Annotated in this window: 25 protein-coding genes; 24 read left to right on the forward strand and 1 reads right to left on the reverse strand. The window is 27.3% G+C overall.

Features of this window, described 5'->3' with window-relative positions:
- Nucleotides 1–37 precede the first annotated feature (37 nt).
- The 3 genes from QP548_RS04985 (at nt 38) to QP548_RS04995 (ending at nt 4,765) form a co-directional block, all read left to right on the forward strand.
- Nucleotides 38–3,208 (forward strand): RNA dependent RNA polymerase, encoded by a 3,171-nt coding sequence (locus QP548_RS04985; RefSeq protein WP_061428074.1) that lies wholly within the window; start codon nt 38–40, stop codon nt 3,206–3,208.
- Nucleotides 3,209–3,324: 116 nt separating this feature from the next.
- On the forward strand, nt 3,325–3,495 hold the full coding sequence (locus QP548_RS04990; RefSeq protein WP_158024738.1) for a hypothetical protein: 171 nt from the start codon (nt 3,325–3,327) through the stop codon (nt 3,493–3,495).
- A 67-nt stretch (nt 3,496–3,562) separates the two neighbouring features.
- Nucleotides 3,563–4,765 carry a hypothetical protein gene (locus QP548_RS04995; RefSeq protein ID WP_061428072.1) on the forward strand — a complete coding sequence of 401 codons (1,203 nt, stop codon included), beginning with the start codon at nt 3,563–3,565 and terminating at the stop codon, nt 4,763–4,765.
- A gap of 679 nt (nt 4,766–5,444) precedes the next feature.
- Here QP548_RS04995 and QP548_RS05000 read toward each other — a convergent pair.
- On the reverse strand, nt 5,445–6,296 hold the full coding sequence (locus QP548_RS05000; protein ID WP_061428070.1) for a lipoprotein: 852 nt from the start codon (nt 6,294–6,296) through the stop codon (nt 5,445–5,447).
- A 218-nt stretch (nt 6,297–6,514) separates the two neighbouring features.
- On the opposite strand from QP548_RS05000, the gene QP548_RS05005 reads away from it, so the two are divergent.
- The 21 genes from QP548_RS05005 to QP548_RS05105 all read left to right on the forward strand — a co-directional run bounded on the left by QP548_RS05005 (nt 6,515) and on the right by QP548_RS05105 (nt 22,609).
- Nucleotides 6,515–6,832 (forward strand): hypothetical protein, encoded by a 318-nt coding sequence (locus QP548_RS05005; RefSeq protein WP_061428068.1) that lies wholly within the window; start codon nt 6,515–6,517, stop codon nt 6,830–6,832.
- Between the two features lie 586 nt (nt 6,833–7,418).
- Nucleotides 7,419–7,730, forward strand: coding sequence for a hypothetical protein (locus QP548_RS05010; RefSeq protein ID WP_061428066.1), 312 nt, complete (start codon nt 7,419–7,421; stop codon nt 7,728–7,730).
- A gap of 49 nt (nt 7,731–7,779) precedes the next feature.
- A complete protein-coding gene (locus QP548_RS05015) occupies nt 7,780–8,409 on the forward strand; it encodes a GIY-YIG nuclease family protein (protein WP_061428064.1) in 630 nt (209 codons plus the stop codon).
- A gap of 189 nt (nt 8,410–8,598) precedes the next feature.
- Nucleotides 8,599–8,883 carry a hypothetical protein gene (locus QP548_RS05020; RefSeq protein WP_061428062.1) on the forward strand — a complete coding sequence of 95 codons (285 nt, stop codon included), beginning with the start codon at nt 8,599–8,601 and terminating at the stop codon, nt 8,881–8,883.
- Between the two features lie 2 nt (nt 8,884–8,885).
- Nucleotides 8,886–9,476 carry a hypothetical protein gene (locus QP548_RS05025; protein ID WP_061428060.1) on the forward strand — a complete coding sequence of 197 codons (591 nt, stop codon included), beginning with the start codon at nt 8,886–8,888 and terminating at the stop codon, nt 9,474–9,476.
- A 120-nt stretch (nt 9,477–9,596) separates the two neighbouring features.
- Complete coding sequence (locus tag QP548_RS05030) at nt 9,597–10,247, forward strand: hypothetical protein (RefSeq protein ID WP_061428058.1); 651 nt, start codon at nt 9,597–9,599, stop codon at nt 10,245–10,247.
- 2 nt (nt 10,248–10,249) lie between these two features.
- Nucleotides 10,250–10,777: a hypothetical protein gene (locus QP548_RS05035; protein ID WP_061428056.1), complete on the forward strand. Its 528-nt coding sequence runs from the start codon at nt 10,250–10,252 to the stop codon at nt 10,775–10,777.
- A gap of 36 nt (nt 10,778–10,813) precedes the next feature.
- Nucleotides 10,814–11,245: a terminase small subunit gene (locus QP548_RS05040; RefSeq protein ID WP_061428054.1), complete on the forward strand. Its 432-nt coding sequence runs from the start codon at nt 10,814–10,816 to the stop codon at nt 11,243–11,245.
- Between the two features lie 203 nt (nt 11,246–11,448).
- Nucleotides 11,449–12,045, forward strand: a complete 597-nt coding sequence (locus tag QP548_RS05045; RefSeq protein WP_061428052.1) for a recombinase family protein — start codon at nt 11,449–11,451, stop codon at nt 12,043–12,045.
- A gap of 181 nt (nt 12,046–12,226) precedes the next feature.
- Complete coding sequence (locus QP548_RS05050; protein WP_061428050.1) at nt 12,227–12,697, forward strand: hypothetical protein; 471 nt, start codon at nt 12,227–12,229, stop codon at nt 12,695–12,697.
- A gap of 20 nt (nt 12,698–12,717) precedes the next feature.
- Entirely contained in the window at nt 12,718–14,193 is a 1,476-nt protein-coding gene (gene terL / locus QP548_RS05055) for a phage terminase large subunit (protein ID WP_061428048.1), read from the forward strand.
- An 11-nt stretch (nt 14,194–14,204) separates the two neighbouring features.
- On the forward strand, nt 14,205–15,554 hold the full coding sequence (locus QP548_RS05060; protein WP_061428046.1) for a phage portal protein: 1,350 nt from the start codon (nt 14,205–14,207) through the stop codon (nt 15,552–15,554).
- Nucleotides 15,547–16,314 (forward strand): minor capsid protein, encoded by a 768-nt coding sequence (locus QP548_RS05065; protein ID WP_061428044.1) that lies wholly within the window; start codon nt 15,547–15,549, stop codon nt 16,312–16,314. The genes QP548_RS05060 and QP548_RS05065 overlap by 8 nt, the downstream gene beginning before the upstream one ends.
- Nucleotides 16,315–16,408: 94 nt before the next feature.
- Entirely contained in the window at nt 16,409–16,993 is a 585-nt protein-coding gene (locus QP548_RS05070) for a DUF4355 domain-containing protein (protein ID WP_061428042.1), read from the forward strand.
- 89 nt (nt 16,994–17,082) lie between these two features.
- On the forward strand, nt 17,083–17,958 hold the full coding sequence (locus QP548_RS05075) for a N4-gp56 family major capsid protein (RefSeq protein ID WP_061428040.1): 876 nt from the start codon (nt 17,083–17,085) through the stop codon (nt 17,956–17,958).
- 52 nt (nt 17,959–18,010) lie between these two features.
- On the forward strand, nt 18,011–18,310 hold the full coding sequence (locus tag QP548_RS05080; RefSeq protein WP_061428038.1) for a hypothetical protein: 300 nt from the start codon (nt 18,011–18,013) through the stop codon (nt 18,308–18,310).
- A 2-nt stretch (nt 18,311–18,312) separates the two neighbouring features.
- Nucleotides 18,313–18,738 (forward strand): HK97 gp10 family phage protein, encoded by a 426-nt coding sequence (locus QP548_RS05085; protein ID WP_061428036.1) that lies wholly within the window; start codon nt 18,313–18,315, stop codon nt 18,736–18,738.
- Nucleotides 18,732–19,085, forward strand: coding sequence for a hypothetical protein (locus QP548_RS05090; RefSeq protein WP_061428034.1), 354 nt, complete (start codon nt 18,732–18,734; stop codon nt 19,083–19,085). Before QP548_RS05085 ends, QP548_RS05090 begins: the two co-directional genes overlap by 7 nt.
- Nucleotides 19,085–19,633, forward strand: a complete 549-nt coding sequence (locus QP548_RS05095; RefSeq protein ID WP_061428032.1) for a hypothetical protein — start codon at nt 19,085–19,087, stop codon at nt 19,631–19,633. Before QP548_RS05090 ends, QP548_RS05095 begins: the two co-directional genes overlap by 1 nt.
- Before the next feature lie 71 nt (nt 19,634–19,704).
- Nucleotides 19,705–20,022 (forward strand): hypothetical protein, encoded by a 318-nt coding sequence (locus tag QP548_RS05100; RefSeq protein ID WP_061428030.1) that lies wholly within the window; start codon nt 19,705–19,707, stop codon nt 20,020–20,022.
- Nucleotides 20,023–20,317: 295 nt separating this feature from the next.
- On the forward strand, nt 20,318–22,609 hold the full coding sequence (locus QP548_RS05105; RefSeq protein WP_075808110.1) for a phage tail tape measure protein: 2,292 nt from the start codon (nt 20,318–20,320) through the stop codon (nt 22,607–22,609).
- Nucleotides 22,610–22,626: the final 17 nt, after the last annotated feature.

A 22,626-nucleotide genomic window follows, 5' to 3' on the forward strand; every position in this document is an offset into this window, starting at 1 on the left:
ATAAAAAAGTAAAGAGAATTTAGGAGGAATTAGGATTATGAAGAGATTTGTTATTAAGGATTTAGCTAAAAAGGAGAATATAGTTTTAGATGAAAGTATATTATTAAGATTATATTGTACATTTAAGGGGATTGAGTTAAAGGAAGAGCAAGAATTAGAAAATATTATAAAGATAATGCTGCCAGAAGATGAAGCAGAAGCTTTAGAAATATTATTAAATGGATTAAAGGTAGAAGATAAATTGTTTTTGCCATTAGTTACAAGTCCAAGCTTACAAAAGAAAGATGATAGTGAAGAAAATTCTAAATGTGAATACTTATTTATTTTAGAAGAAGATAAAAAATTTATAAATCTATATGAGCAGCTTATAAGCTTAGGTAAGTTGGATAAATTAAAAGGCAAAAATATATGTATAAACAAAGAGGTAAGTTCTAGATTGGCTTTAAGTACAAGCTCGGCTAATAAGATAGATTTTAAACCAAACATAGTAATATTAAAAGAAACTGATTATACATATGCAAGTAAATACTTTTTATTAGAAAATAATGAATTAAAAAGAGAAGATAAAACAGTCAAACATACTTTTGCGGATGGTTGTGGCTTTATGAGTGACAAATGTTCTAAGATAATACAACAGCAATTAAACTTAGATTATAGAGTTGACTTTGCACAAGTAAGAATGTATAACGGATTAGCTATAAAAGGATTATTAGTTAGAGCAGATTTTCAAAAGTTTTTTAAAGAAAACTATGAGAAAACAGATTACTTTTGGAAAGATGAGAATGGGGATTTTATAACTATAGATGTATTTAATAATAAAGTTAATATTTCTAAAGCAGATATTGTATTAAATGAAACTATGGTTAAGTGGGTTGGACTTTGGAAGGATGAAGAATTTACAGATATAAACTTAGCAATCAAGAAAGAATTAGCTGAAGAAATATATGCTCCTTATAGAAGTGATTTAGAAAGTTTATATGTCATGAAAGTTAATAAAAAACAGCTTAAAGGTTATAACTTATCTAATTATCAGTTGCTTTTAAATTTAGCATTAACACCTAATGATTTAGAAGAACTAGCAAGACCTACTTTTGAATTGTATGACAAAATGATTAATAAACATGATATAGATGCTATAAGACTTTATTTAGGCGATATACAAAGGAATAAAGAAGAAAGTAAAGAACTTGCTGCTTCTACAAAAGCACACAGATTATTACAAATTGATGAGAAGTTTGTAAGTACAAAATTTGTGCAAAGAAATATAAATGCACTTATAAAGAAGAGTTGTCATGAGTTAGCAGGTGGAAAGATGTATATAGAAAATGCAAGCTACAAAATGGCAATGGTTGATCCTATTTGTTATTTAAGATGGATTATGAATAGAGATATAGAAAAGTCTAGAGAACTTAAAGTAGGAGAATTCTATGTAGCAGGTAAAGAATCAGACAAAGTTGTAATTTCTAGGAACCCAATGGCTGTATTTTCTGAAGCACATCAAATTAAGTTAGTTAAAACAAATTTATTAGACAAGTATTTTGGAAATCACACGGAAGAATTATTCTTTATGAACCAAGCCGATGATACTGCTATGACAAGCTCTGGAGCAGATTTTGACGGAGATATCTATAATTGCATAATTGATAATGAAATTATTTATAATGCAGTTATTCCACCAAAAGAAGGAAGACACTTTTTAAATATAGCTGATGGTGAAAAGGTAGAGATGGAATATACAAGAGAAAATATGTATTTATGTATTCTTAGAAGTTCGGGAAATTTAATAGGTAAAATAAGTAACATTGCTACAAAAATTTCAGACTTTGCACAGAAGTTAGAATATGCAAAAAGAGATCAAAATAAAAATGTACATTTTTTTACATGGAAAGAATTAAGAGAGTGTTATATACAACATTATTCTAAATTATCTAGTTGTAAAACAGATGGAGAATTAAAAGTTTATAAACTGATAGAAGTTATACAAGATGCGAATTCCTCTTTAACAGATGTAAGAGATGCATATAAAAAAATAAATGAATGCTTTAAAGAGGAGTTAGAAGGAAGATTAAAGTCTAAAAGTATTAGAAAAGTTGAAGAGTTAAAAGATGAACATATAAGAAATAGTATTATAAATAACTTCTATAAAGAACAAACATTAAAAGAAGCTTATTATACACTTTATCAAACTCAACGTGCTATAGATGCACCTAAGACATTAGTATTTCCAAATAAAAATGATTTAAAATCTTGTAAGACTTTTTGTAAAAGTAATGGACAGAATAAAAAACCATACTTTATTTATTATTCAAAATGGAGTAAGAATTTTGAAAATAAAAATAGAGTAGCATGGGATGATTGCAGTCACACTCAATATACAGCAATGAATAAATTTGCAGGAAAAGTACAAAAGGAACTTATATCAAAAATAAATGAAAAAACATCTGATAATTCTAAAAGAAAGCTGTATTCTATATTAGAATCTATAGCTAAAGAGAATGAAAAATGTAATGCAAAAGTTAAAAAGTTATATAGCAAATATAATGATGCTATTACTACTGTTACCTTAAGGTACAAGGCTATAGAAGAAAAATCTAAAGATAAAAAACTTACAGAGAAAGAAAGAATAGAAAGATTTAAAAATTTAGAAAAATACAACTTAAAAGCTATTGAAACAATTCTAAAAATAGAGAAAATGTTTGAAGCAGGAGCGATAGCAGCGGCAATAATAAATGCTAAATGCAATTCTAAATTTATTGTGGATTTTTGTTTTAATACTTTAGAAGAAGCTATTTTAAGTAATAAGGAAAATAAATTGATGGGAACTAACTATGTGGAAGATCAAGATGGAAACATAGAGTTTTTATTCAAAAAATATTCTAAAGTAGATTGCATGTTAGTTGAAATAGGAGATATGACTGCTAAAGATTATAAAGATAAATTAAGAAAAGTTAATACTAATGGTCTAAATATTCGTATCGGAGATATTAAGGAAGAATTAACACAAGATAAGAAAATTAAAATTGCATTAGAAGAGTATAAAGACAAAGAGCAATTCATAGTAACTAACTTAGAAGATAAAAAGTTAGGTTTTATATTTAATAATAAAAAGTTAAATATAGATCTAATTAAAAATTCTTTAGGAAAAGAATTTAAGATAAAACATATAGAAAATAATAATAAAAGTGCAACATTATTTTTAGTATCTTAAATAAAAAGAATCTATAAATTTTGTTAAAAAAATAATATTTTTTAAATTTATATAGGATTTTTTTTATTTTTTCAATAATATATAGGTTAAAGAAAAAATTTAAAGGAGGTACTTTTATGAGAGTATCAGATATAGGTGGAGTTAATGTAAGTGTTAATTTAGGAGGAAATAATTTCAATAAAAAACAATATAAAAAAAATGAAAAAAATAAAAATAATTCAACAGATAAAGATCCAGAATTATTTAACAAAATATTAGAAGAAAAAATGAAAGAATCTAAAAAGTAAATTGAGTTTGACTCTGATAACAATTATTATCAGAGTCAAACAAAATAATATGGAGTGGTTGAGAGTTATGAAATTTGAGAATTTAAAAGAAAAAATAGTAATAAAAAATTATAAAGAGTTATGTAGTTTATTAGAAATAAAGGTTACGAGTGGGAAATCTAAAAAAATACAATTAGAAGATTTAGAAAGATTTTGTGAATACCATAAGGAAGGTAATAAGTTTGTAATTGATGAAATATTTGAAACTCCTTTACCGAAAGTTGATGGTAGAATAAATGGGAATAATAATGTGTATGTAGAAGAAATTGGAGATATACTGGTTGAATATATTTCTAATAATAAAAAAGCAGATAATAAAGTATTATTGTCTTTTTCAAAACTAATTAACATACTAGGTTTGGTGAATAATACTTATACAGTTGGTAATTATAGAAAAAAAGAATTAAGTGATATTTTAAAAATAGAACTAAGCGCTATACATTATTTTTATAACACATCTAGGTGTGAATTTAAGAAGATAATAAAAAGAGCATTAAACAATCTACAAAAAAGAAGTGTTATAAAGTACGAAGAAAAATGGCAGATTTGTGAGAATATTAAAGTAGATGGTGAAACTAGAGATTCATATAGACTTGCTACAGAAAATGAAATAAGTATGATTTTAAATGCACAAAAAAGATCACTTAAGGAAATGGAACTAAAAGACCTTACAGCCTTATTTTTAGCTGGTAGTGGGAAATATAGAGAATTTAATAAAAAGGTTAATGATAAATTACCTAATAGTTGGAATTATTATTATAGTGTTTATGAAATTATCTATGGTTCAGCAGCAGTAGATATAGAAATGGAATACATAGAAGAAAAAAGAGTTTCACTTAATAATAAATCAAAGGATAAAATGAGTAAGGTTTTCGGTATAGATGAAGAAGAAAGTAACGAAAAAAGATTAACTGAGGTTCTTATAGATTTAATAAAATATGATTTAAAGTTAGATGAACAAATAATAAAAAAATATGAAGAGAACAGAGAAAATAAAAATAAATTAATAGAAGAAGAGCAAAAGAAAGTAATAAAGTTAGAAAAAGTAAGAAATAAAATTGAAAAGAAACAAAATAATCTCATTGAGAATATTGTTAGTATTGAAGATAACTTTTCTAATAGAGATAGTATTGAGGAATATGAATATTTCAATTATAAAGATAATATTAATAATAGAAAAAAGACAAATGAATTTTGTAGAGATTTAGATGAGGTTTTAGAAACTATATAGAAATATAAGAATCAAAAGTTGGCACTTTAAAAAGGTATAATAATTAATATATTTATTATACATTTCAAAGTGCCAACTTTTTAAATTCATAATTAATAATAGCTTTTACCCCCTATTTTTTGAATTATTTATTATTTAAATAGTTCCTATAAAAAAGGGGTATTTCTTTTTAAAAAATAATAGTTGTTTTATCGAAATTCAGTTTTAAATTCTGTAGGGATTTAAAAGTGGAGTTCGGGGAGAGCTTTAGCTCGACCTTATACCTCGTAGAGTAAAGTATATATTATAAAAGTATTATTTTATTGGTAAATAGTTAAGAGCTTAAATTATATATTCTTATAACTACATTATATTTAGTCATACATTCTTATAATTATAGCTCATTATATCTAATTATATTAAAGATTATTAAATATGAATTAACAGAGTAAAGGGGGGGTGGGGGAAAACTCTTAAAATGGACGCTTTAGCGGACATTGTTTCCCCCATCTAAGAACTCGACCGATAAGGGAAGAGTGATTAGTTTTCAATAGTATAATATTCTCATAATTGCTTTTGGGTTTAAGCATAACCTTAATATTTTTTATATGTATAAGCATAAAGATTATAGAAAATCCTTATGCCTTTTCTTATTATTTACTATTATAATATATATTTATAATAGTTGATTGTACAATTTTTAGTATAGTGCTGCTTTTAGGGCTTCTGATTGAGATTGCAACATTACTAAGAATGTATATACTCCTTTAGGATCTCCTTGTTCTGCATAAGATTTTATTGTACTAATGTTATTTATCATAGCATCTACTGGTACCCATAAATCTGAACCTAATTGATAGTCTCTTAAATCTTGATATGAATCTAATAATGTATTACAATAACTTATTACTGTATTAAAATCTCCTTCATCACTTGATGTTTCAATTTGAGGTGCTAAGAAGTTTACGTCTTTTACAAAATCTTCACATCGTCCTATTACTTGTTTGTAAGTGTCTGTGTCATCTTGCTGTTGTGGTTGCTCTTGCTCTACTTTTGGAGTTTCAACTTTAGGTTCTTCTACCTTTGGTTCTTCTCCTTTAGGTTGCTCAACTTCTGATTCTGAATTTAATATTGTTATTACATCATTTGAACCTAATTCTATTACTTTGTCTAGTTTTGCTTCAATTTCTTTTTGTTCTGCTCCTGTAAACTGTTCATAGTATAAAGCTGTCATTTTTATACTTGTTAGTGGTTCTCTTGCTTTTATTAATCTACCAATTTCATCTAAATTTCCATTTCCAAATACTTCCCAGATTCCTCTTATTTGTTCAAATTCTGTTGAAGATATTTCTGAATATTTTTGACCATCTGGTGCAGTTTGGAATGATAGTAATTCTAATGCTTTGTTAGCTTTGTTTGCTATTCGTTGTTCTCTTGATTCTTCTGTTTGTACTTGTTTAGTTGGTTCTTGTACATCTATTGGAGTTTGACCACATCCTACTAATCCTATCATTGTTAATCCAACCAAGAATGTTACTAATAATTTTTTCATGATATATCTCCTTTGGAATTTTAGAACTTAATATTATAATATATTCTAAAGGTGTGGATTTATTGAATTAGGATATAAAAGAATAAAAGGCGAATAATTCAAATCTAGTTAGATAAAATTAGTAAATAAATGGTTAATGTTATTATTTTTTAAAGGAATATAAATATAATAATAGAATTTTATAGATATAAAGATTTTATTATTAGGAGGTATATATAATGGAAGAAAAGTTAGAGGTTGAGATTAGCAAAAGTTATCTTATTAAATTAATTTTAGAAGAGTTAGATAAAATTAAAAAAGAAATCCCAGATAGAAAGTGGTTACAAGTTAAAATTTGTGAATTTTCAAAGAGTAAAGCTGTTTTTCTATCTGAGAAAGATTATATAGAAATTATTGAAATTATGCTTAACGGAAGGTTGATAGAAGAAGCAAAGATTTCTTTTGATCAAACTCAAAAGAAATATCAGGTAGAGAGTATTGAAAAGGCTAGGATAACTTTAGATGGTATAAAATTCTTATTAAATTATAATAGATAGTGTTATAAAGAACTTAGATTAATTTCTAGGTTATTTTTGATTGATAGTTTTAATTATTTTGGACACAGCTCCTAACGTCACCTTGTGTCCTTTATGGTGAAAATAAAAAATAGTATCAAAGAAAATTTGTTATTAGTTTTTGTTTTCACCTAATTTCTTAATTCTTTATATTTCTAAAAACACACATTTAAGAGATAGTAACGGAAGCTATCTCTTATTTTGTTATGTGTAAGAATAAAAGAAATTTAATTAGCAATGTTTTTAATACAGTTAGTATATCTAGTTATTATAGATATATTATAGTGTATTTAAATATGCACAAATAGATATAAAGTTCTTTTTTGACTTTATGTCTTTTGCTAAAAATGACATAGTGTGGTTGACCAGTTTCTCCACCTCCTAAAAAAAACTGGTGTTTAATCTAATTATATTAATAATTAGTGAGCAGTTTGATGGTTATCTGTTCCTCCAGCAAAACCATCTCTTGTTTTTAAAATTTATTTTTTTAGAGTGTTTTAGCCCTCGCTTTAACACTCTTTTTTATGAATGGTTAATTTCATAGTATTTAATGAAAGGTGTGTTGAGAGTGAAAGAAGAATGGAAAGATATCATAGGTAATGAAGGCTTATATAATGATGACATTGAGATAGGAACTATAAGTAAAGAATTATATTTTTTAATTAGATATTTAGAAGATAGTGAAATGGATCTATGGGTAGATAGAATAAGTATGTTATTGTTTTATGAAAATCATATAATTGCAGATTTAAAAGAGCTTTTAAACTATACTATAGATCAAGAAAACATAGTAATAGAGACAAAACTTGAAGTAGTAGCTATAGATTTTAATAAAGAGAGAATAAGAATTTTAGAAAACGAAGAAATATTTAATTATTAAAAGTGCATATTGTGTAAGTTAAAAATAAAAGTGTGTGAGGTATGAGAATATGAGAAGAGAAGAAACATTTGAAAAAAGAGAAACAAAAATAGCAGTAGGTGGGAAGATATACACACCAATACTTGAAGATTATCAAAATGGTAAATTAAAGGACTGTAAAAAGGTGACTTTAAATGATACTTTAAAAAATTTTGGTTTCTTTACATCAAAAACTTTTATTAGATGTTGCGATTGTGGAAGTATAGTTACAGCGGGTAGTAAAAGGAAAGAAAGATGTGCAGAGTGCAATGCAGAACACTATAATAAATATCATAGAGGGTTCTATAAAAACAATAAATCATTTTATTTATATATTATAGAAGATAAAGATAATGTCATCAGGTATTCTGGGATTACTTCATCTATGGTAAACAGAGTTTCTGCACACATGAATTGTAGAGTGTCTGCAACAAGAGAATTGTTTAAAAACAATAATTGGAAATTTTTTAAATTTGTTGATTTAGCAGATGTTGTAAATAGTGAAAATGAACTGAAAATTTTAGAAAATGTAATGATGGGTGATTTGAACACATATAAAAATTCTGATTCAATAAAAGATATAGATAAGAAAAGAAGAGAAGAACTATTAGAAGAATTTAAGTATCATGATTTTAAGGTTTATAAAGAAAATATCAATTAGAATTCTTAGAGCTGCTAGAAATAGTGGCTCTTTTAATTTAAATAGGGAGATGGGAATGAGAAGTGAGTAGGAATAAGGAAGTATCTAAAAAGAACTATGTGTTATTGCTATTTAATAAGAATGGTAAAGTGGTGGATGTTATACCATGGAAAATAAGTAAATAAAATGTGGTTTGTTTAGGAGGTATTTATGGTATTATATAAAAAATTATATGGAGATACAATAACTACAGATAAAGATCAACAAGAAATCTTAACCCCTGAAGCAATAGGTAGGCATGGTGATATATTAGTAAATGTTATTGGATTTCAGATAATAAATGAAGGAAAAACTGATATAAAAATACAAATAAATGGCGGTAATATAGTTCCTGTTATGACTGATACTGGCATAGATATGGGGAGTCATAGTGTACATAGTTGTATTGTACATACTAAAGGAGCAAAAGTTACTTGGGCTTGTAAGGGGTGGTAGTTATGCAAAAAATATTAAGTGGAATTTTAACAGATAGATTATTAAATTTAGGTAGTGTAAATAAAGGGGATTCAGTTAAGCTTATATTAGATTTAACTAATTTAGGTGTGGATTTAAATGAATGTACTTTTAAATTAATAAATGATAAACATGTACAAGAAACTGGATTTAATGTAATTGGAAATGAATTAGAAATAGATTTAGATTTTGAGTTTACTTTTAATGTACAAATAGTAGACTTTGTACTAGAAGTAACAAGCATGACAGGTAAAATAACTACAGATAAATTCTTTATGTTAGTAAATCCAATTAACTCTAGTGAAGAAATTAAAGGTAGAAAGCCATTTGCTATGTATTTATTAGAGAAAAGTGGTGAAAGTGTTATTGATTGTGGAGAAGGTATCTATAAGCTTGAAATTGAGCTTATACAAAGAACTTGTAGGAATCTTTATATGCAGATAAATGATAGTGACTGGATGGAAATCTGGGAGTTAGAGTTAAAGAGAAATTACGAAGGATTTAAGATATATAATTTAAGGTTTAAATCTATTGGAGATGGAGACTATACTATAAGTTTAAATGGAGTTAAGTAGTTTATATGTATTTAATTAAATAAATTTGAATATTTTGTAAAGGTGTGATAATCTTTTTATTAGGACAAGCTATATATTTTATATAGTCTTGTTTAATAAAAAGGAAAGGAATGATAAATAATGGATTTATCAAAAATAGTACAAGAGAATAATAAAGAACAAAAAGAACAGCTTAATTTGGATGCTTTAAAAAAGAAGACAATAAATGAATTTGAAAAATTTCTTAAAACTTCAGAAGATTTATGTAATTTAAGTCAAAAAAAAGCATTAGAATTAAAAAATCAAATTAAAAATGATTTAGACAAATATTTAACTAATAGTGGATTTGAAAAAGAAAATGGAACACATATAAACAAAGACGGATCAGTAGCGTTTACTGGAAGTATATTTTATAAGAACGGAAACACAGAAATAGAACTAATTCCGTTAGAATCTGATGATGAACTTTTAGCAGACTATAATATTATAATTAGACCAAATGGAATATATAATTCAATAATTTTAAAACCACAGGAAAAAGATTCAAGTAAATTAATTTGGAAAAAAATGATAAAATATAAAAATGATTGTTTACATATAGGTAATTATAAAGAATTTGTAAATAAAATAAATGATATTAAAATATTAAATAATATGATTAATGATATAAAAACAAATAACGCTCATTATATTGATACCATAAATAACTTTAATAATATAGAATATAGATATTCATTATATAAAGATGATAAAGAATATCAAACTATTGATGAAGTTATAAATGCTATATAAAAATGTTTAATAAATTATATTTAAAGTTAAAAGAATCATTAGAAAATAAGGTTAATAAAGATTTGCAATCAAAGATAAATGAAACTGAAAAATTGAATCCTAAAATTAATAAAGGTGAAAGTCACGAGGCATTTATTTTAAGATTAAAATATGAGAAATTAACATTATCTTCAATGAAAAAAAGTAAATTTAATACTATGTTAACTATAATTATGACTATAGTAGCTACATTTATAAGTTTTTTAGGGTTTAATATGTCTAATTTAGGAAAAATAATAGAAAAATTTCCTGATAATATTGAATTGACAGGAGAGTTTATTAAAATATATAATTGGTCTAGTTTTAGAATAGCTACTATTTTTATTGCTGCAATATTGTTTATTATTAGTATCTTAATTCGAGATTTAATTGTTGAAGATATGAATAAATATATAGATCTTAGGATTGGGTTAATAGATATGAACATTGAAGAAGTCCAAAAAAAGCTAGAAGAAAAAGAGAATAAAACTAACAAAAAAGCTCAGAAGTAATTCTGAGCTTTTATTATATTAAGAAAGGAGAAGTATATGGCTAAAGTTATAAATGACACGATTAAAATTAAATTAAATGATAAACAAAAAAGATTTTGTGTAGAATATTTAAAAGAATTAAATGCCACTAAAGCTTATATGGAGATTTATCCAGATAGTTCTTATGATGCTGCTAGGAGTAGTGCTAGTGATCTCCTATCAAATCCTAACGTGAAAGAGTATATCAATAGATTATTAGATGAATATTGTGATAATATTGATATTACTATAGGTGAGATAGTAAGTGGATTAAAGAGTATAGTAACTGATAAGACAGCAAGAAATAGTGATAAGATAAAGGCTATGGAGCTATTAGGTAAATACAAGCAAATGTTTGTAGAGAAAAAAGAAGTTACCATTACTTCTGATTCTAATTTAGAGAACTTATCTGATGAAGAATTAGAAAAGAAATTAAAAGAATTAGAGTAATGAAAATTTGATTTTAGATGTAAAGAAAAACGTTTGATAAACTTTACTTTTACATCTATCTTTTAATTCATACTTTTAGTACCTATTAAAGCCATTTAGAAAACTTTTATTTGTAAAGAAAAATATCCAACCTTTTACTTTACAATCCCATGCAATATATGGTAATATATTTGTAGTGAATTAAATAAAAGGTGGTATGGATTGTGAGTAAAGTATATGGCTATTTAAGATGTAGTACAGATGAGACCAAACAAGATATAAGTAGACAAGAAAGAGATATAAGATCTTTGGTAGATAAAGTAGATTGTATATTTAAAGAGTATGAAAGTGGAACTAAAGAGAATAGAGAAGCTTTAAATACTCTATTAGATACAGTTCAAGAAGGAGATACTATTGTTTGCACTGAAGTATCAAGAATTACAAGAAGTACTAAGCAGCTTATAAATATAATTCAATTTGCAGAAGATAAAAAGTTAAAGCTTATTATGGGGACTTTTATATTAGATTGTACAGGAAAAGAATTAGATCCTATGGCTAAAGCAATGCTACAAATGATGGGAGTATTTGCAGAGCTAGAGAGGGATATGATTAGTGCTAGAGTTAAATCTGGTATGGCAAATGCTAAAGCTAAAGGCAAAACAATAGGAAGACCAACATTAACTATAGAAAGTGTACCTGCTAAGGTTAAAGACATATATAAGTTATATAAGAATAAGTCTATAACTAAAACAGACTATGCTAAGATGTGTGATGTAAGTAGACCTACACTAGATAAATATTTGAAAATAATTGAAGGCTAGGACTAGAGTGGATTTTAAACTCTAGTCTTTCTTTTCATGCCTAAAAACTCTAAGGCTAAGGGGAGGGGGTATTAAATTTGAGGTGGAATTTGCTATAAAAAAGACATCAAAAAAATTTTCAAATTTTTCAAAATCTTTAGTATAATTAAAATTAATTAACTATACTAAGGAGGAATAATTAATGAAACAATCATTATCAGATATATTAAAAAGAAACTCGAAAGAATATACAAGATTTAACACATTGAAAGAAAGAATAGAGGTTTTGGATTTAAGCGATTCTAGAGTAAAAGAATTAAAAAATGAAAAAATCAAAAGTATTGATAAAGAGTTAATAAAATCTGATGTATACAGAAATGAAATAAAAACTATTAATACAGATGAAATAGTTGGATTATTTGATAGACCATGTGATAGAGTACAGAATTGGTTAGAACTATTAGAATCTCTTCATAAAAGAAGAAATTTTGAACTATATGATGGTAGGAATTCATTTGAAAGTTTCTTAATTAATTGTGAAGAGTATGATCTTCCTATAGTAATTAAGATAAATAATGAATATTATATTTCTGGAAATGGAAAGCATAGACTTACTATAGCTAAATGTTTAGGAAATATTAAAGCTAAAGTTTTAATTGAAACAGTTATTTAATAACTGTTTTTTTATTTAAAATGAAAGGAGGTAATTATATAAGTAAACAACAATTAACTAAACAACAAATAATAGAACGATTAAAATTAAAAAGAGAACTTAAAATAAGAAAAGCTAGGGAATCGTTTTGGGAATTCTGCAAAGCAATTGCACCAGATTTTTATAAAGAAGAACGTACATATTTAAAAGATTTAGCCAATGCTCTACAAGATGTTTATGAAGGAAAGATTAAAGAAAAAGGATTAACTATATCTATGCCCCCTCGACATGGAAAATCTAGAACTGTTGGATTATTTACAGGTTGGTGCATAGGTAAGGATATTAAATCTCAAGTAATGACAGCCTCATATAATGAGCTAATAGGAACGGAATTTTCTAGAAACTGTAGAGAATTAATAATGGCAGAAGCTGCATACGAATTACAAATAGTTTATAGAGATATTTTCCCTGGTGTAGAAATTAAAAAGGGTAATTCATCTGTTAATAATTGGACGGTTTCTGGAGGGTATTCTACATACTATGGTGGTGGATTTGGTTCTTCATTTACTGGAAGAGGTTGTAATATTCTTATAATCGATGATCCAGTAAAGAATGCTGAAGAAGCTTTAAATGAAAATACTTTAGAAGCTATTTATCAATGCTACACTGATACCCTAATGTCTAGATTAGAAGGCGATGGAATTACAATTATAATCCAAACTAGGTGGGCTAAAAAAGATTTAATCGGCAGAGTGTTGGAAGATGATAGAGAATCATTTAAAGAGATAAACATGAAAGCTTTTGATGGTGAAAAAATGCTTTGTGAAGATGTTTTAAGCAGAGAGAAATACGAAAGTTTAAAAAGATCAATGTCAGATTTGATATTCATGGCTAACTATAATCAGATAACTATAGATGCTAAAGGTGTATTATATAAAGATTTAAAACACTATGAGGATATTCCTTTAGATGAATATGAGAAACCTAGATTTGAAAGTATAGTTGCATTTATTGACACCGCTGACAAAGGTTCGGACTATTTGGCTTGTATTGTAGCAGGATGTTATCAGAAGGAACTATATATATTAGATATACTTTATACTCAAGAACCTATGGAAATTACAGAAAGACTTGTAGCAAGAATTCTCTATGATAATGATGTAACTATAGCTATGTTTGAAGCTAATAATGGAGGAGGACTATTCAGTAGACGTGTAAATGAAATACTCGTAAATGAGTATAATACAAACAAAATAATAATAAAAGAAAAGACTCAAACCAAAAATAAATGGACAAGAATAATGGTAACAGCACCGTGGATAATGGAGCATGTGTTATTCCCTTCTAATGCAAAACATAGATGGAGAGAAGCTTGGGAACATTTAATTACATTTAGTAAGAGTGGTAAAAACAAACATGATGACCTAGAAGATTGTTTAACAGCTTTATGTGAAAACTTTGGACAAGGCATTAAAAAAGAAAGAAAAGTAAGAAGTATTAAGTTATCAGGAGTATAAGAGGTGATATATTGGAATTAATTAAAAATAGTAAGATAATTTTAAACAATGATTTTGATTTTGAAAACACGGCTTTAATAGAAAAGTTAATAGAAAATCACAAAACTATTGTAAATAATAGATTTAAGCAATTAGAAAGATATTATGAAGGAAAACATAAAATACTAGATAGAACTATAAGTGATCCTGACAAGCCAAATAATAAAGGAGTAGCAAATTTTTGTCAGTATGCTACAGACCAATTAACAGGATTTTTTATGGGGAAACCAGTTACATATGCATCTAGTAATAAGATTTATTTAGATAAATTAAATGAAATATTTAAAGATAATGATGAATCAAGTGAGAACCACACTTTAGCACATAAGTCTAGTATCAAAGGTCAAGCCTTTGAGTTAGTTTATGCAGATGAAGATGGGAATATAAAATTTACTGATTTAGATACTGATAGTGTAGTTTTCGTATATGACAATAGTGTTCAACAAAATACTCTTATGGCTATAAGATATTTTACTAATAAAGATATATTGACTGATTCTGAAAAAACAATAATAGATGTGTATACAAAAGATACTATATATCATTATGAGATGAATAAAGATGGAATTACATATATTAATGAAGAAAATCATTATTTTGGAGAAGTTCCTATAATAGAGTTTGCTAATAATAGATTTAGAACAAGTGATTTTGAAGGAATTATCACATTAAATGATATGTATAATCTTAACTTAGCAGATATAAGTAATGATATTGCATATTTCTCAAATTGCTTATTAGCTTTAGAGGGTATGGATGGGACTAATGAAGAAGATATTAAACTTTTAAAGGAAAATAGAACTTTATTATTACCAGAAAATGCAAAAGCTTATTATATTACTAAGCAATTAAATGATAGTGCAGTTCAAAATCATAGAAATAATTTAAAAGAAGATATTCATAAATTTAGTTATATTCCAGATTTAAGTGAGATAGGAAATGTCTCTAATATTAGTGGAACAGCTATTAAACAAAAGTTCTTTAGCACAGAGCAAGTTATACAGAATAAAGAAAGAATGTTTAAAAAGGCTTTAATGAAAAGAATTAAATTGATAACCAACTTCTTAAATATAAAGGAGTATAACTTTAATTCAAATGATATAGAAATACAATTTAATAGAAATTTACCTATAAATCTAGTTGAGTTTAGTGATAGTGTAGTTAAACTAGCAGGAACTATTCCTAATGAAATTTTATTTGAAACATTAAATAAATATGGATTAGAAATAGATGTGGAAAGAGCTATTGAATTAAAAAAACAAGAAGAGAATTTTGATCCTTATAAAGATAACTCTATACCTAATGGTGATATAAATGAGTAAAGATTATTGGGAGAAAAGAAGTCTTGAAACCATGAAAAAGATTTATAATGCACAGGAAAAGAAAAATAAAATTCTTATAGAGTCTTATAATAAGGTTTTAAAAGAAATTGAAAATGATTTGACTGAACTTTATAAACATATGGATAGCAATAATATTTCTTTATCAGAAGCTTATAAATACAATAGACTTAATAAGATAAAGAAGCAAATAGAAGATAGAATTGTTGAATTAGCAAAAGAAGAAACAAAATTCAATAAAGAAAGTTTAACTAATAATTATAAAGAAGCTGCTAAAATGGTATCTGATAATTTAGGCATTGAATTTGATAAAATTTCTAAAGAAGTGATTGAAGATGCTATACAGTATCCTTGGAGTGGTCATATGTTTAGTGAAATTATTTGGAAGAATGTAAGAGAACAACTTGTCTATAATATACAAAATATAATAGTAATTGGACTTGCAAAAGGTGAAAGTTATATTAATATGGCTAAGAAATTACAAAAGGAAATGGATAAAGGAATTTATAATGCTCTTAGAGTTATTAGAACAGAAACAGCTAATATAGTTAATAATGCAACTTTAGATAGATATAAATCTAAAGGAGTTAAAAAAATTAAAATTATAACTGCACCAGATGAGCGAAGGTGTGAAACATGTGGAAAGTTTCATGATAAAGTATATGAAATTGATAAAGCGCCACATTTGCCAAACCATGCTCAATGCAGATGTTGTTATGCACCAGTTATAGATATAGATTAATAATCTATGTCTTTTTTTATGCAAATTTTTACTTGTTTTTAATAAAAACATGGCTTTAATTAATAGTCACACGGACTTAAAACGGAGGTTATACATGGAAAATTTACAAGATCAAAACACAATAGAAACAACTGAGGTTACTACTGATGTAGAAAGTAAGGAAGTTGAAACTAAAGAAGAAGTTAAAAAGTTAGAGTTTACTCAAGAAGAGTTAGATAACTTAATTTCTAAGAGATTAGAGAGAGAAAAGAAGAAAGCTCAAGCTGAAAGAGAAGAAGCAGAGAAATTAGCGAAGATGAGTGAAGCCGAAAAACAACAAGCTCTGTTTGAAAAAAAGGTTAAAGAGTTTGAAGATATGAAGAAAAAATATGAGTTAGAAAAAATGGAACTTGAAGTAATAAAACAATTAAGTTCTAAGAATTTACCAACTCAATTTTCAAAGTATTTATTAAATGAAGATGCTGAGACTTCTTTTAATAATATAAAAGAGTTTGAAGTTGAATGGCAAAAAGCTATTGAACAAGCTGTAGATACAAGATTAAAAGGAAAAACACCACAGGTTGGAGTTGTTACAAATACGACTATAACTAAAGAACAATTTAATAAGCTTGGATTTTTAGAAAAGCAAAAATTCGCAACTGATTATCCAGAAGCGTACAAATCATTTATGAAACTTTAATTGTAGATTTCATAAATTTTATATAAATAAAAATAATTAAAAAAAAAGAAAGGCTACCGAAGGAGAGTAGGTAGAAAGGTGATTTATTTATGTCAAATACTGTAGTAGATGTAAAAGTTATGGGAGAAGTTTTAGGAGCAAGTTTACCAAATAAACTTAGATTTTCTGCATTAGCAGATGTTAACACAGACTTACAAGGACAACCGGGAGACACAGTAACAAGAGCTAAATATGCATATATTGGAGAAGCTACTAAAATTGAACCGGGTGCAGAAATTCCAGTAACAGATATGACACAAACAAGTCAAGACGTTAAAATCGTTAAAGCTGGTAAAGGTGTGCAGTTATTAGACGAAGATGTTAATAAGAGAGGACAAGAAATAATAGATGAAACTTATAATCAACTTGAAATGTCTATATTAGATAAAATAGACAGCGATTCTTTAGCTACTTTAAAAACAACTTCTGTTGTTAAGGATGCTTCATCATCAGGTCAAATTTCTTATGATTCAATTGTTGATGCAGTTGCTTTATTCGGAGAAGAAGATGATGAGCCAAAAGTACTTTTTATAAATACTGATCAAAAGGCAACTTTATTAAAAGATCCTAATTTCATAAGAGCTTCTCAAATGGGAGATCAAGTTGTTATGAAAGGAATAATAGGAGAAATAGGTGGTTGTCAAGTTAAGGTTTCTAATAAAATTAAAGAAGAATCTACTAAGTACAACAACTTAATAGTTAAAGCAGGTGCTTTAGGAATTGACTTAAAGAGAAATGTAAATATAGAAGAAGACAGAGTGCCTAAGAAAGGCTTAACTGAGTATTATGCAAATGCTCACTATGTTACTTTCTTAAAGAATGAAAAGAAATGTGTTAAATTAACAGTTTCTAAAAATCCTGCTGTATTTAGCTTACCTGCTGAAGAATCTGTAGTTGAAGAAAAAGCAAAATCAAAAAATAAGTAATACATATTAGGAGGGATATCCCTCCTTTTTTATTAAATAGGAGGTAGATATTTTGACTATATTAGATAAGTTTAAAATTTTAAATGATATAGATAAGCAAAGTGAATTAAAGGTTCAAGTACTTATAAATATATGTACTAATAAAATATTAACTCTTACTGGACGTAATAGGAATGAAATTACAGAAGAACTAGAAGATTTAATTCTTGAGTTCACTATTTTAAGATGGAACAAATTAGGGGTAGAAGGATTAACTTCTCCAGATAAATTTACCGAGGCAATTTCTGATAATTTAATTCCGCCTGACATTAAAATACAACTTAATAAATTTAAAAAATTAAGGAGTTTTTAATTATGTCAGTTACTATTGATGATAAAGAGTTTAAAGAAGGTATAGATAAATTCATAAATCAGCAACTTAGAAAATCTATTATAGCAGGAATGGAAAAGGCATGTTTAAAAATAGAAGATACTGCTAAAGATAAAGCACCAAAAGATTTGGGACAATTAGCAGGTTCTATAGGAAGTGAAGTTGAAGATAATGGATCTGAGGTTGAGGGTTTTATAACAGCTACAGCAGAACATGCACCTTATGTACACGAGGGTACTGGTATTTATGCCAAAGGTGGAAATGGAAGAAAAACACCTTGGTTTTATAAAAACAGAGATGGTAAGGTTATAAAAACAAATGGACAAATACCGCAACCTTTTATGCAAGAAGCAATAGATGAAGAATGGAATAATATTAGCAAAATAATTGCGGGGGCTTGTAAATGGTAGATTTATTAAAAGTAATAGAAAATTGTACAGGTCTTAGAGTTATGAATACTCCTAAAACACCTGTTCCTAGAAGTCAAAGTGGAATAGAGTATTCCTATAAAACTTTAAGTGATGATGCGATAAAGGAAGTTATAAGATTAGACTTAGTTATTGTTACCTCACGATTAGAAGATGGTGAGAAAGCAATTAAAAAAATAAAAAAAGAATTACTTAAAGCTGGAGATGGTTCTAAAATCAAAGGTTTTTTAAAAATAGAATTTGCACCAAGTGGGACAATTGAAAAACCTGATATGAATGCGGTGCATAGTTTTATTAGCTTACTAATAACAAAAAGGAGTGTTGTGTAATGGCAGCTAAAAAAGAGTTTGTAACACTAGGTAGTGGAGATTTATATCTTACACTTTATACACCGGGTTCACCTATACCTGAAGATGTAGCATTTGAAGTTGAAGATAACAAAATAGGTGAAATTAAAGGTGGTGCAGAAATATCTTACACACCAGAAATTTATGAAGTTGTTGGAGATAGCGGAGTTTGTATCGAAAGATTTATAACTAAAGAAGAAGTTATCTTTAAAACTGGTATCTTAAAATGGTGTTTAGATACTTTAGATTTAATTTGTTTAGGAGCAGTTAAATCTAAGTCTGAAGGTAAAGAAGTAGTTAAAATAGGTGGAAAAGGAGTAAAGGGAATAAAACAAGTTGCTTTGAGATTCGTACATACTCTATCTGACGGAAAGAAAATAAGAATAACTATGGTTGGAACACCTTCAAATGGATTTACATTAACTTTTAATCCAGAAGAAGAAACTGTAATAGATGCAGAGTTTCAAGCTATGCCACAAGATGCTGAAGGGGTACTTTTAGAAATATCTAAAGAAGTAGACCCAGAGTAAAAAATCACAGGTAGTAAAGAAGTTTACTACCTTTTTTTGTAAAATTTATATTTAATAAAGGAGAAATGTTTATGTTAGATTTAAGTGTATTAAAAGAAAAAGTATGGGATGTTAAATTGTTTGATGGAGAAGTTTTACATATAAAAAGACCTTCGCAAAAGATGGTAATTGAAATGATGGGATATGAAGAAACTTTCAAAAAGCAAAAAGATGCAAAAAAGACATTAGGTACATTTACAAAAATGATACTAGATATATTAAATCATAATACTGAAGGTAGAGTTTTTACTGAAGAATATATAGATGAAAATTTTGATTTAACTTTAGGATTAGCATTAGTTCAAAGCTATATGGAATTTGTTAAAGAAGTAAATTCAAACCCAAACTAGAAATCCCTTCTATACCTACATTTGGTATTAAGAAGGGTAAAACAGAAGAGTATGAATATGAATTTTTTCCTTCTGCCAAAAAGGTTGCAGACTATTGTAATTTTTCTATAAATGATGCACTTGAACTGCCATGTGACATTTTTCAGTTAAGTTTAAGAAATGCTTATATTTTAGAATTACAAAGTACTGAAGAAGGAAGAGAGTATTTAGCAAAATGTAAGCGATTAAAAACTACTGAGATGGATTTAGATGGTTTATCTAGGGTTTATGATATTAAAGAAAAGGTGGTGGATTAATGTTTGATTTACCAGCTCTGCGTGTAAAAGTTAAGGCTGATATCACCGAAGCCGAAAAAGGTCTCAAAAAGCTTAAAGATAGTGGTAAAAAAGTAGCAGACTTAGGAGGTAAACTTACTAAGTCTGTTACAACTGTTTTAGGCGGTATTGGTATAGCTTCTTTGAAGGCTGCTTCAGATGTTTCTGAGATGGAAAGTAAATTTAATGTTGTATTCAAATCTCTTGCAAGTGAAGCGGATGGGTGGGCAACTACTTATGCTAATGCAATTGGGAGAAGTAAATATGAAATTAAAGAAGCTATTTCTAATCAAGCTGATTTATATCAAGGTATGGGGTTTACAGCAGATGAAGCTTATGAGTTATCAAAGCAGGTTACTACATTAGGATATGATTTAGCCAGTTTCAACAACGTAAATGATGCACAGGCGATCGATGCCATGACTAAAGCACTTATGGGAGAGACTGAAAGTGCAAAAATGTTAGGTGTAAACTTAACAGATACAATTATGGAAACTTCTGAATTTACCAAAGCTACAGGTAAGTCTTGGAAAGAACTGAGTATGGCTGAGAAGGCTCAAGTCAGATATCAAGAAGCAGTTAAGCAAAGTCAAAATGCTATGGGTGATGCAGAAAGAACATCAGATGGTTTTACAAACCAAATGAAAAGACTTAAAGGTAACTTTTATGATTTAGGAGTTCAAATTGGGAATGTTTTTCTACCTATAGCAAATACTGTTGTAACTGAATTTAATAAAATGCTTAGTGGAGTAACTAAGTTAATAAGTGAAAACCCTAAATTAGCACAAACTATAGCAGGTATTGGAACTACTTTATCTATAATACCTCCATTAATATGGGCTATAGGTAAAGGAATGGTTTTATTTGCTTCTGCTCCAGCTTTATTTGCTGGATTAGCTGCTGGAATTGCGGTTGCGGGAGTTGCTTTTTTAGGATTAAATGAAAATGCACAAAGTACGCTTGATAATTTAACCTATAAGATAAGTGAGTTTTGCGGTAATTTTGTTCAAAGAATAACTGAAACAGCACCGGAACTATTAAGACAAGGATCACTAATGATAAGTCAGTTTGTTCAAGGTTTAACTGAAGGAATTCCAATATTATTGGAAACTGCTTTTACAATTGTAAAACTATTAATAACCACATTTATGAATACGTTTCCTACTATTATAAATACTGGTTTTCAATTAATTTTACAACTTGTAAATGGAATAGTGAGTGCTATACCTAATTTAGCGACAACAATTCTTAATATGGGATTAGATATGTTAAGTTGGTTCTTATCAAACTTACCTCAATGGTTTGATAGTGGAATACAAGTATTAACAAATATAATAAGGGGAATAGTACAAACTATACCTAATATAGTTCAATCTGTATTTGATACAGGAACTCAAATGTTAGACACTTTAATCAAGAGAATGCCTGAGTTTTTACAAAAAGGTAAAGACACTATTATAAAAATAATAGAAGGTTTAAAAGAAAGATTGCCTAGTTTATTAGACACTATGGGACAAGCAATTATGAAAACATTATCTAAGATAGCTGAAAGAATGCCTGAGTTTTTACAAAAGGGTATTCAGTTCGTAACAGAAATGATAAAAGGTATAGGTCAAAATTTGCCTGCTATTATGGGGAAAATGGGAGAATTATTAGGTGAATTAATAGCCAAAATAATTCAGTATTTACCACAATTCCTTTCTAAAGGGGTAGAAATAGTAGCTAAAATCATAGTAGGTTTAATCCAAGGAATTCCACAATTATTAAGTGCAGGTGTAGATTTAGCAGAAGGTATTTTAGATGGAATAGGTAGTATGATGAGTGGCTTCTTATCTATAGGTAGTAAAATAGTATCAAATATTAAGCAGGGTGTTATGAATGCATGGGGTAACTTTACAGGTTGGTTATCCAATAAGGTAAAATCAATTCCTATAATCGGTTCATTGTTCTCTTTAGATAGTCCTGAAGGAGATGGTAATGGTTTAACACCTACGATAACACCGAATCCTATGGCTAATTTAACTAGAAATGGATTAAGTTCTGTTCCTTCTATGTTTGGATTTATGCCTAAAAATAAAGGAATTGAATCTGGTGATTTCAAGAAAAACGTAGATCCTTTAATATCTAAACTTTCTGAATTAATGAAAGCTATGGATAATAAAGGTGGTTTGAATTTAACTATTGAGAATTTCTATAACAATACTGATAAAGATATTGAAAGTCTTGCAGAAGAACTAGCATCTTTATACAATCAAAGATTAGCTTATAGATAATTGAAAGGAGGTGTGTT

The organism is Clostridium sp. UMB9555A, from assembly GCF_030222355.1.
GTDB lineage: Bacteria > Bacillota > Clostridia > Clostridiales > Clostridiaceae > Sarcina > Sarcina perfringens.

Coding starts and splice junctions, on each gene's coding strand:
- QP548_RS04985 (WP_061428074.1), top strand. CDS start 38: ATGAAGAGATTTGTTATTAAGGATTTAGCTAAAAAGGAGAATATAGTT.
- QP548_RS04990 (WP_158024738.1), top strand. CDS start 3,325: ATGAGAGTATCAGATATAGGTGGAGTTAATGTAAGTGTTAATTTAGGA.
- QP548_RS04995 (WP_061428072.1), top strand. CDS start 3,563: ATGAAATTTGAGAATTTAAAAGAAAAAATAGTAATAAAAAATTATAAA.
- QP548_RS05000 (WP_061428070.1), bottom strand. CDS start 6,296: ATGAAAAAATTATTAGTAACATTCTTGGTTGGATTAACAATGATAGGA.
- QP548_RS05005 (WP_061428068.1), top strand. CDS start 6,515: ATGGAAGAAAAGTTAGAGGTTGAGATTAGCAAAAGTTATCTTATTAAA.
- QP548_RS05015 (WP_061428064.1), top strand. CDS start 7,780: ATGAGAAGAGAAGAAACATTTGAAAAAAGAGAAACAAAAATAGCAGTA.
- QP548_RS05020 (WP_061428062.1), top strand. CDS start 8,599: ATGGTATTATATAAAAAATTATATGGAGATACAATAACTACAGATAAA.
- QP548_RS05025 (WP_061428060.1), top strand. CDS start 8,886: ATGCAAAAAATATTAAGTGGAATTTTAACAGATAGATTATTAAATTTA.
- QP548_RS05030 (WP_061428058.1), top strand. CDS start 9,597: ATGGATTTATCAAAAATAGTACAAGAGAATAATAAAGAACAAAAAGAA.
- QP548_RS05035 (WP_061428056.1), top strand. CDS start 10,250: ATGTTTAATAAATTATATTTAAAGTTAAAAGAATCATTAGAAAATAAG.
- QP548_RS05040 (WP_061428054.1), top strand. CDS start 10,814: ATGGCTAAAGTTATAAATGACACGATTAAAATTAAATTAAATGATAAA.
- QP548_RS05050 (WP_061428050.1), top strand. CDS start 12,227: ATGAAACAATCATTATCAGATATATTAAAAAGAAACTCGAAAGAATAT.
- terL (WP_061428048.1), top strand. CDS start 12,718: ATGAAAGGAGGTAATTATATAAGTAAACAACAATTAACTAAACAACAA.
- QP548_RS05065 (WP_061428044.1), top strand. CDS start 15,547: ATGAGTAAAGATTATTGGGAGAAAAGAAGTCTTGAAACCATGAAAAAG.
- QP548_RS05070 (WP_061428042.1), top strand. CDS start 16,409: ATGGAAAATTTACAAGATCAAAACACAATAGAAACAACTGAGGTTACT.
- QP548_RS05075 (WP_061428040.1), top strand. CDS start 17,083: ATGTCAAATACTGTAGTAGATGTAAAAGTTATGGGAGAAGTTTTAGGA.
- QP548_RS05085 (WP_061428036.1), top strand. CDS start 18,313: ATGTCAGTTACTATTGATGATAAAGAGTTTAAAGAAGGTATAGATAAA.
- QP548_RS05090 (WP_061428034.1), top strand. CDS start 18,732: ATGGTAGATTTATTAAAAGTAATAGAAAATTGTACAGGTCTTAGAGTT.
- QP548_RS05095 (WP_061428032.1), top strand. CDS start 19,085: ATGGCAGCTAAAAAAGAGTTTGTAACACTAGGTAGTGGAGATTTATAT.
- QP548_RS05100 (WP_061428030.1), top strand. CDS start 19,705: ATGTTAGATTTAAGTGTATTAAAAGAAAAAGTATGGGATGTTAAATTG.
- QP548_RS05105 (WP_075808110.1), top strand. CDS start 20,318: ATGTTTGATTTACCAGCTCTGCGTGTAAAAGTTAAGGCTGATATCACC.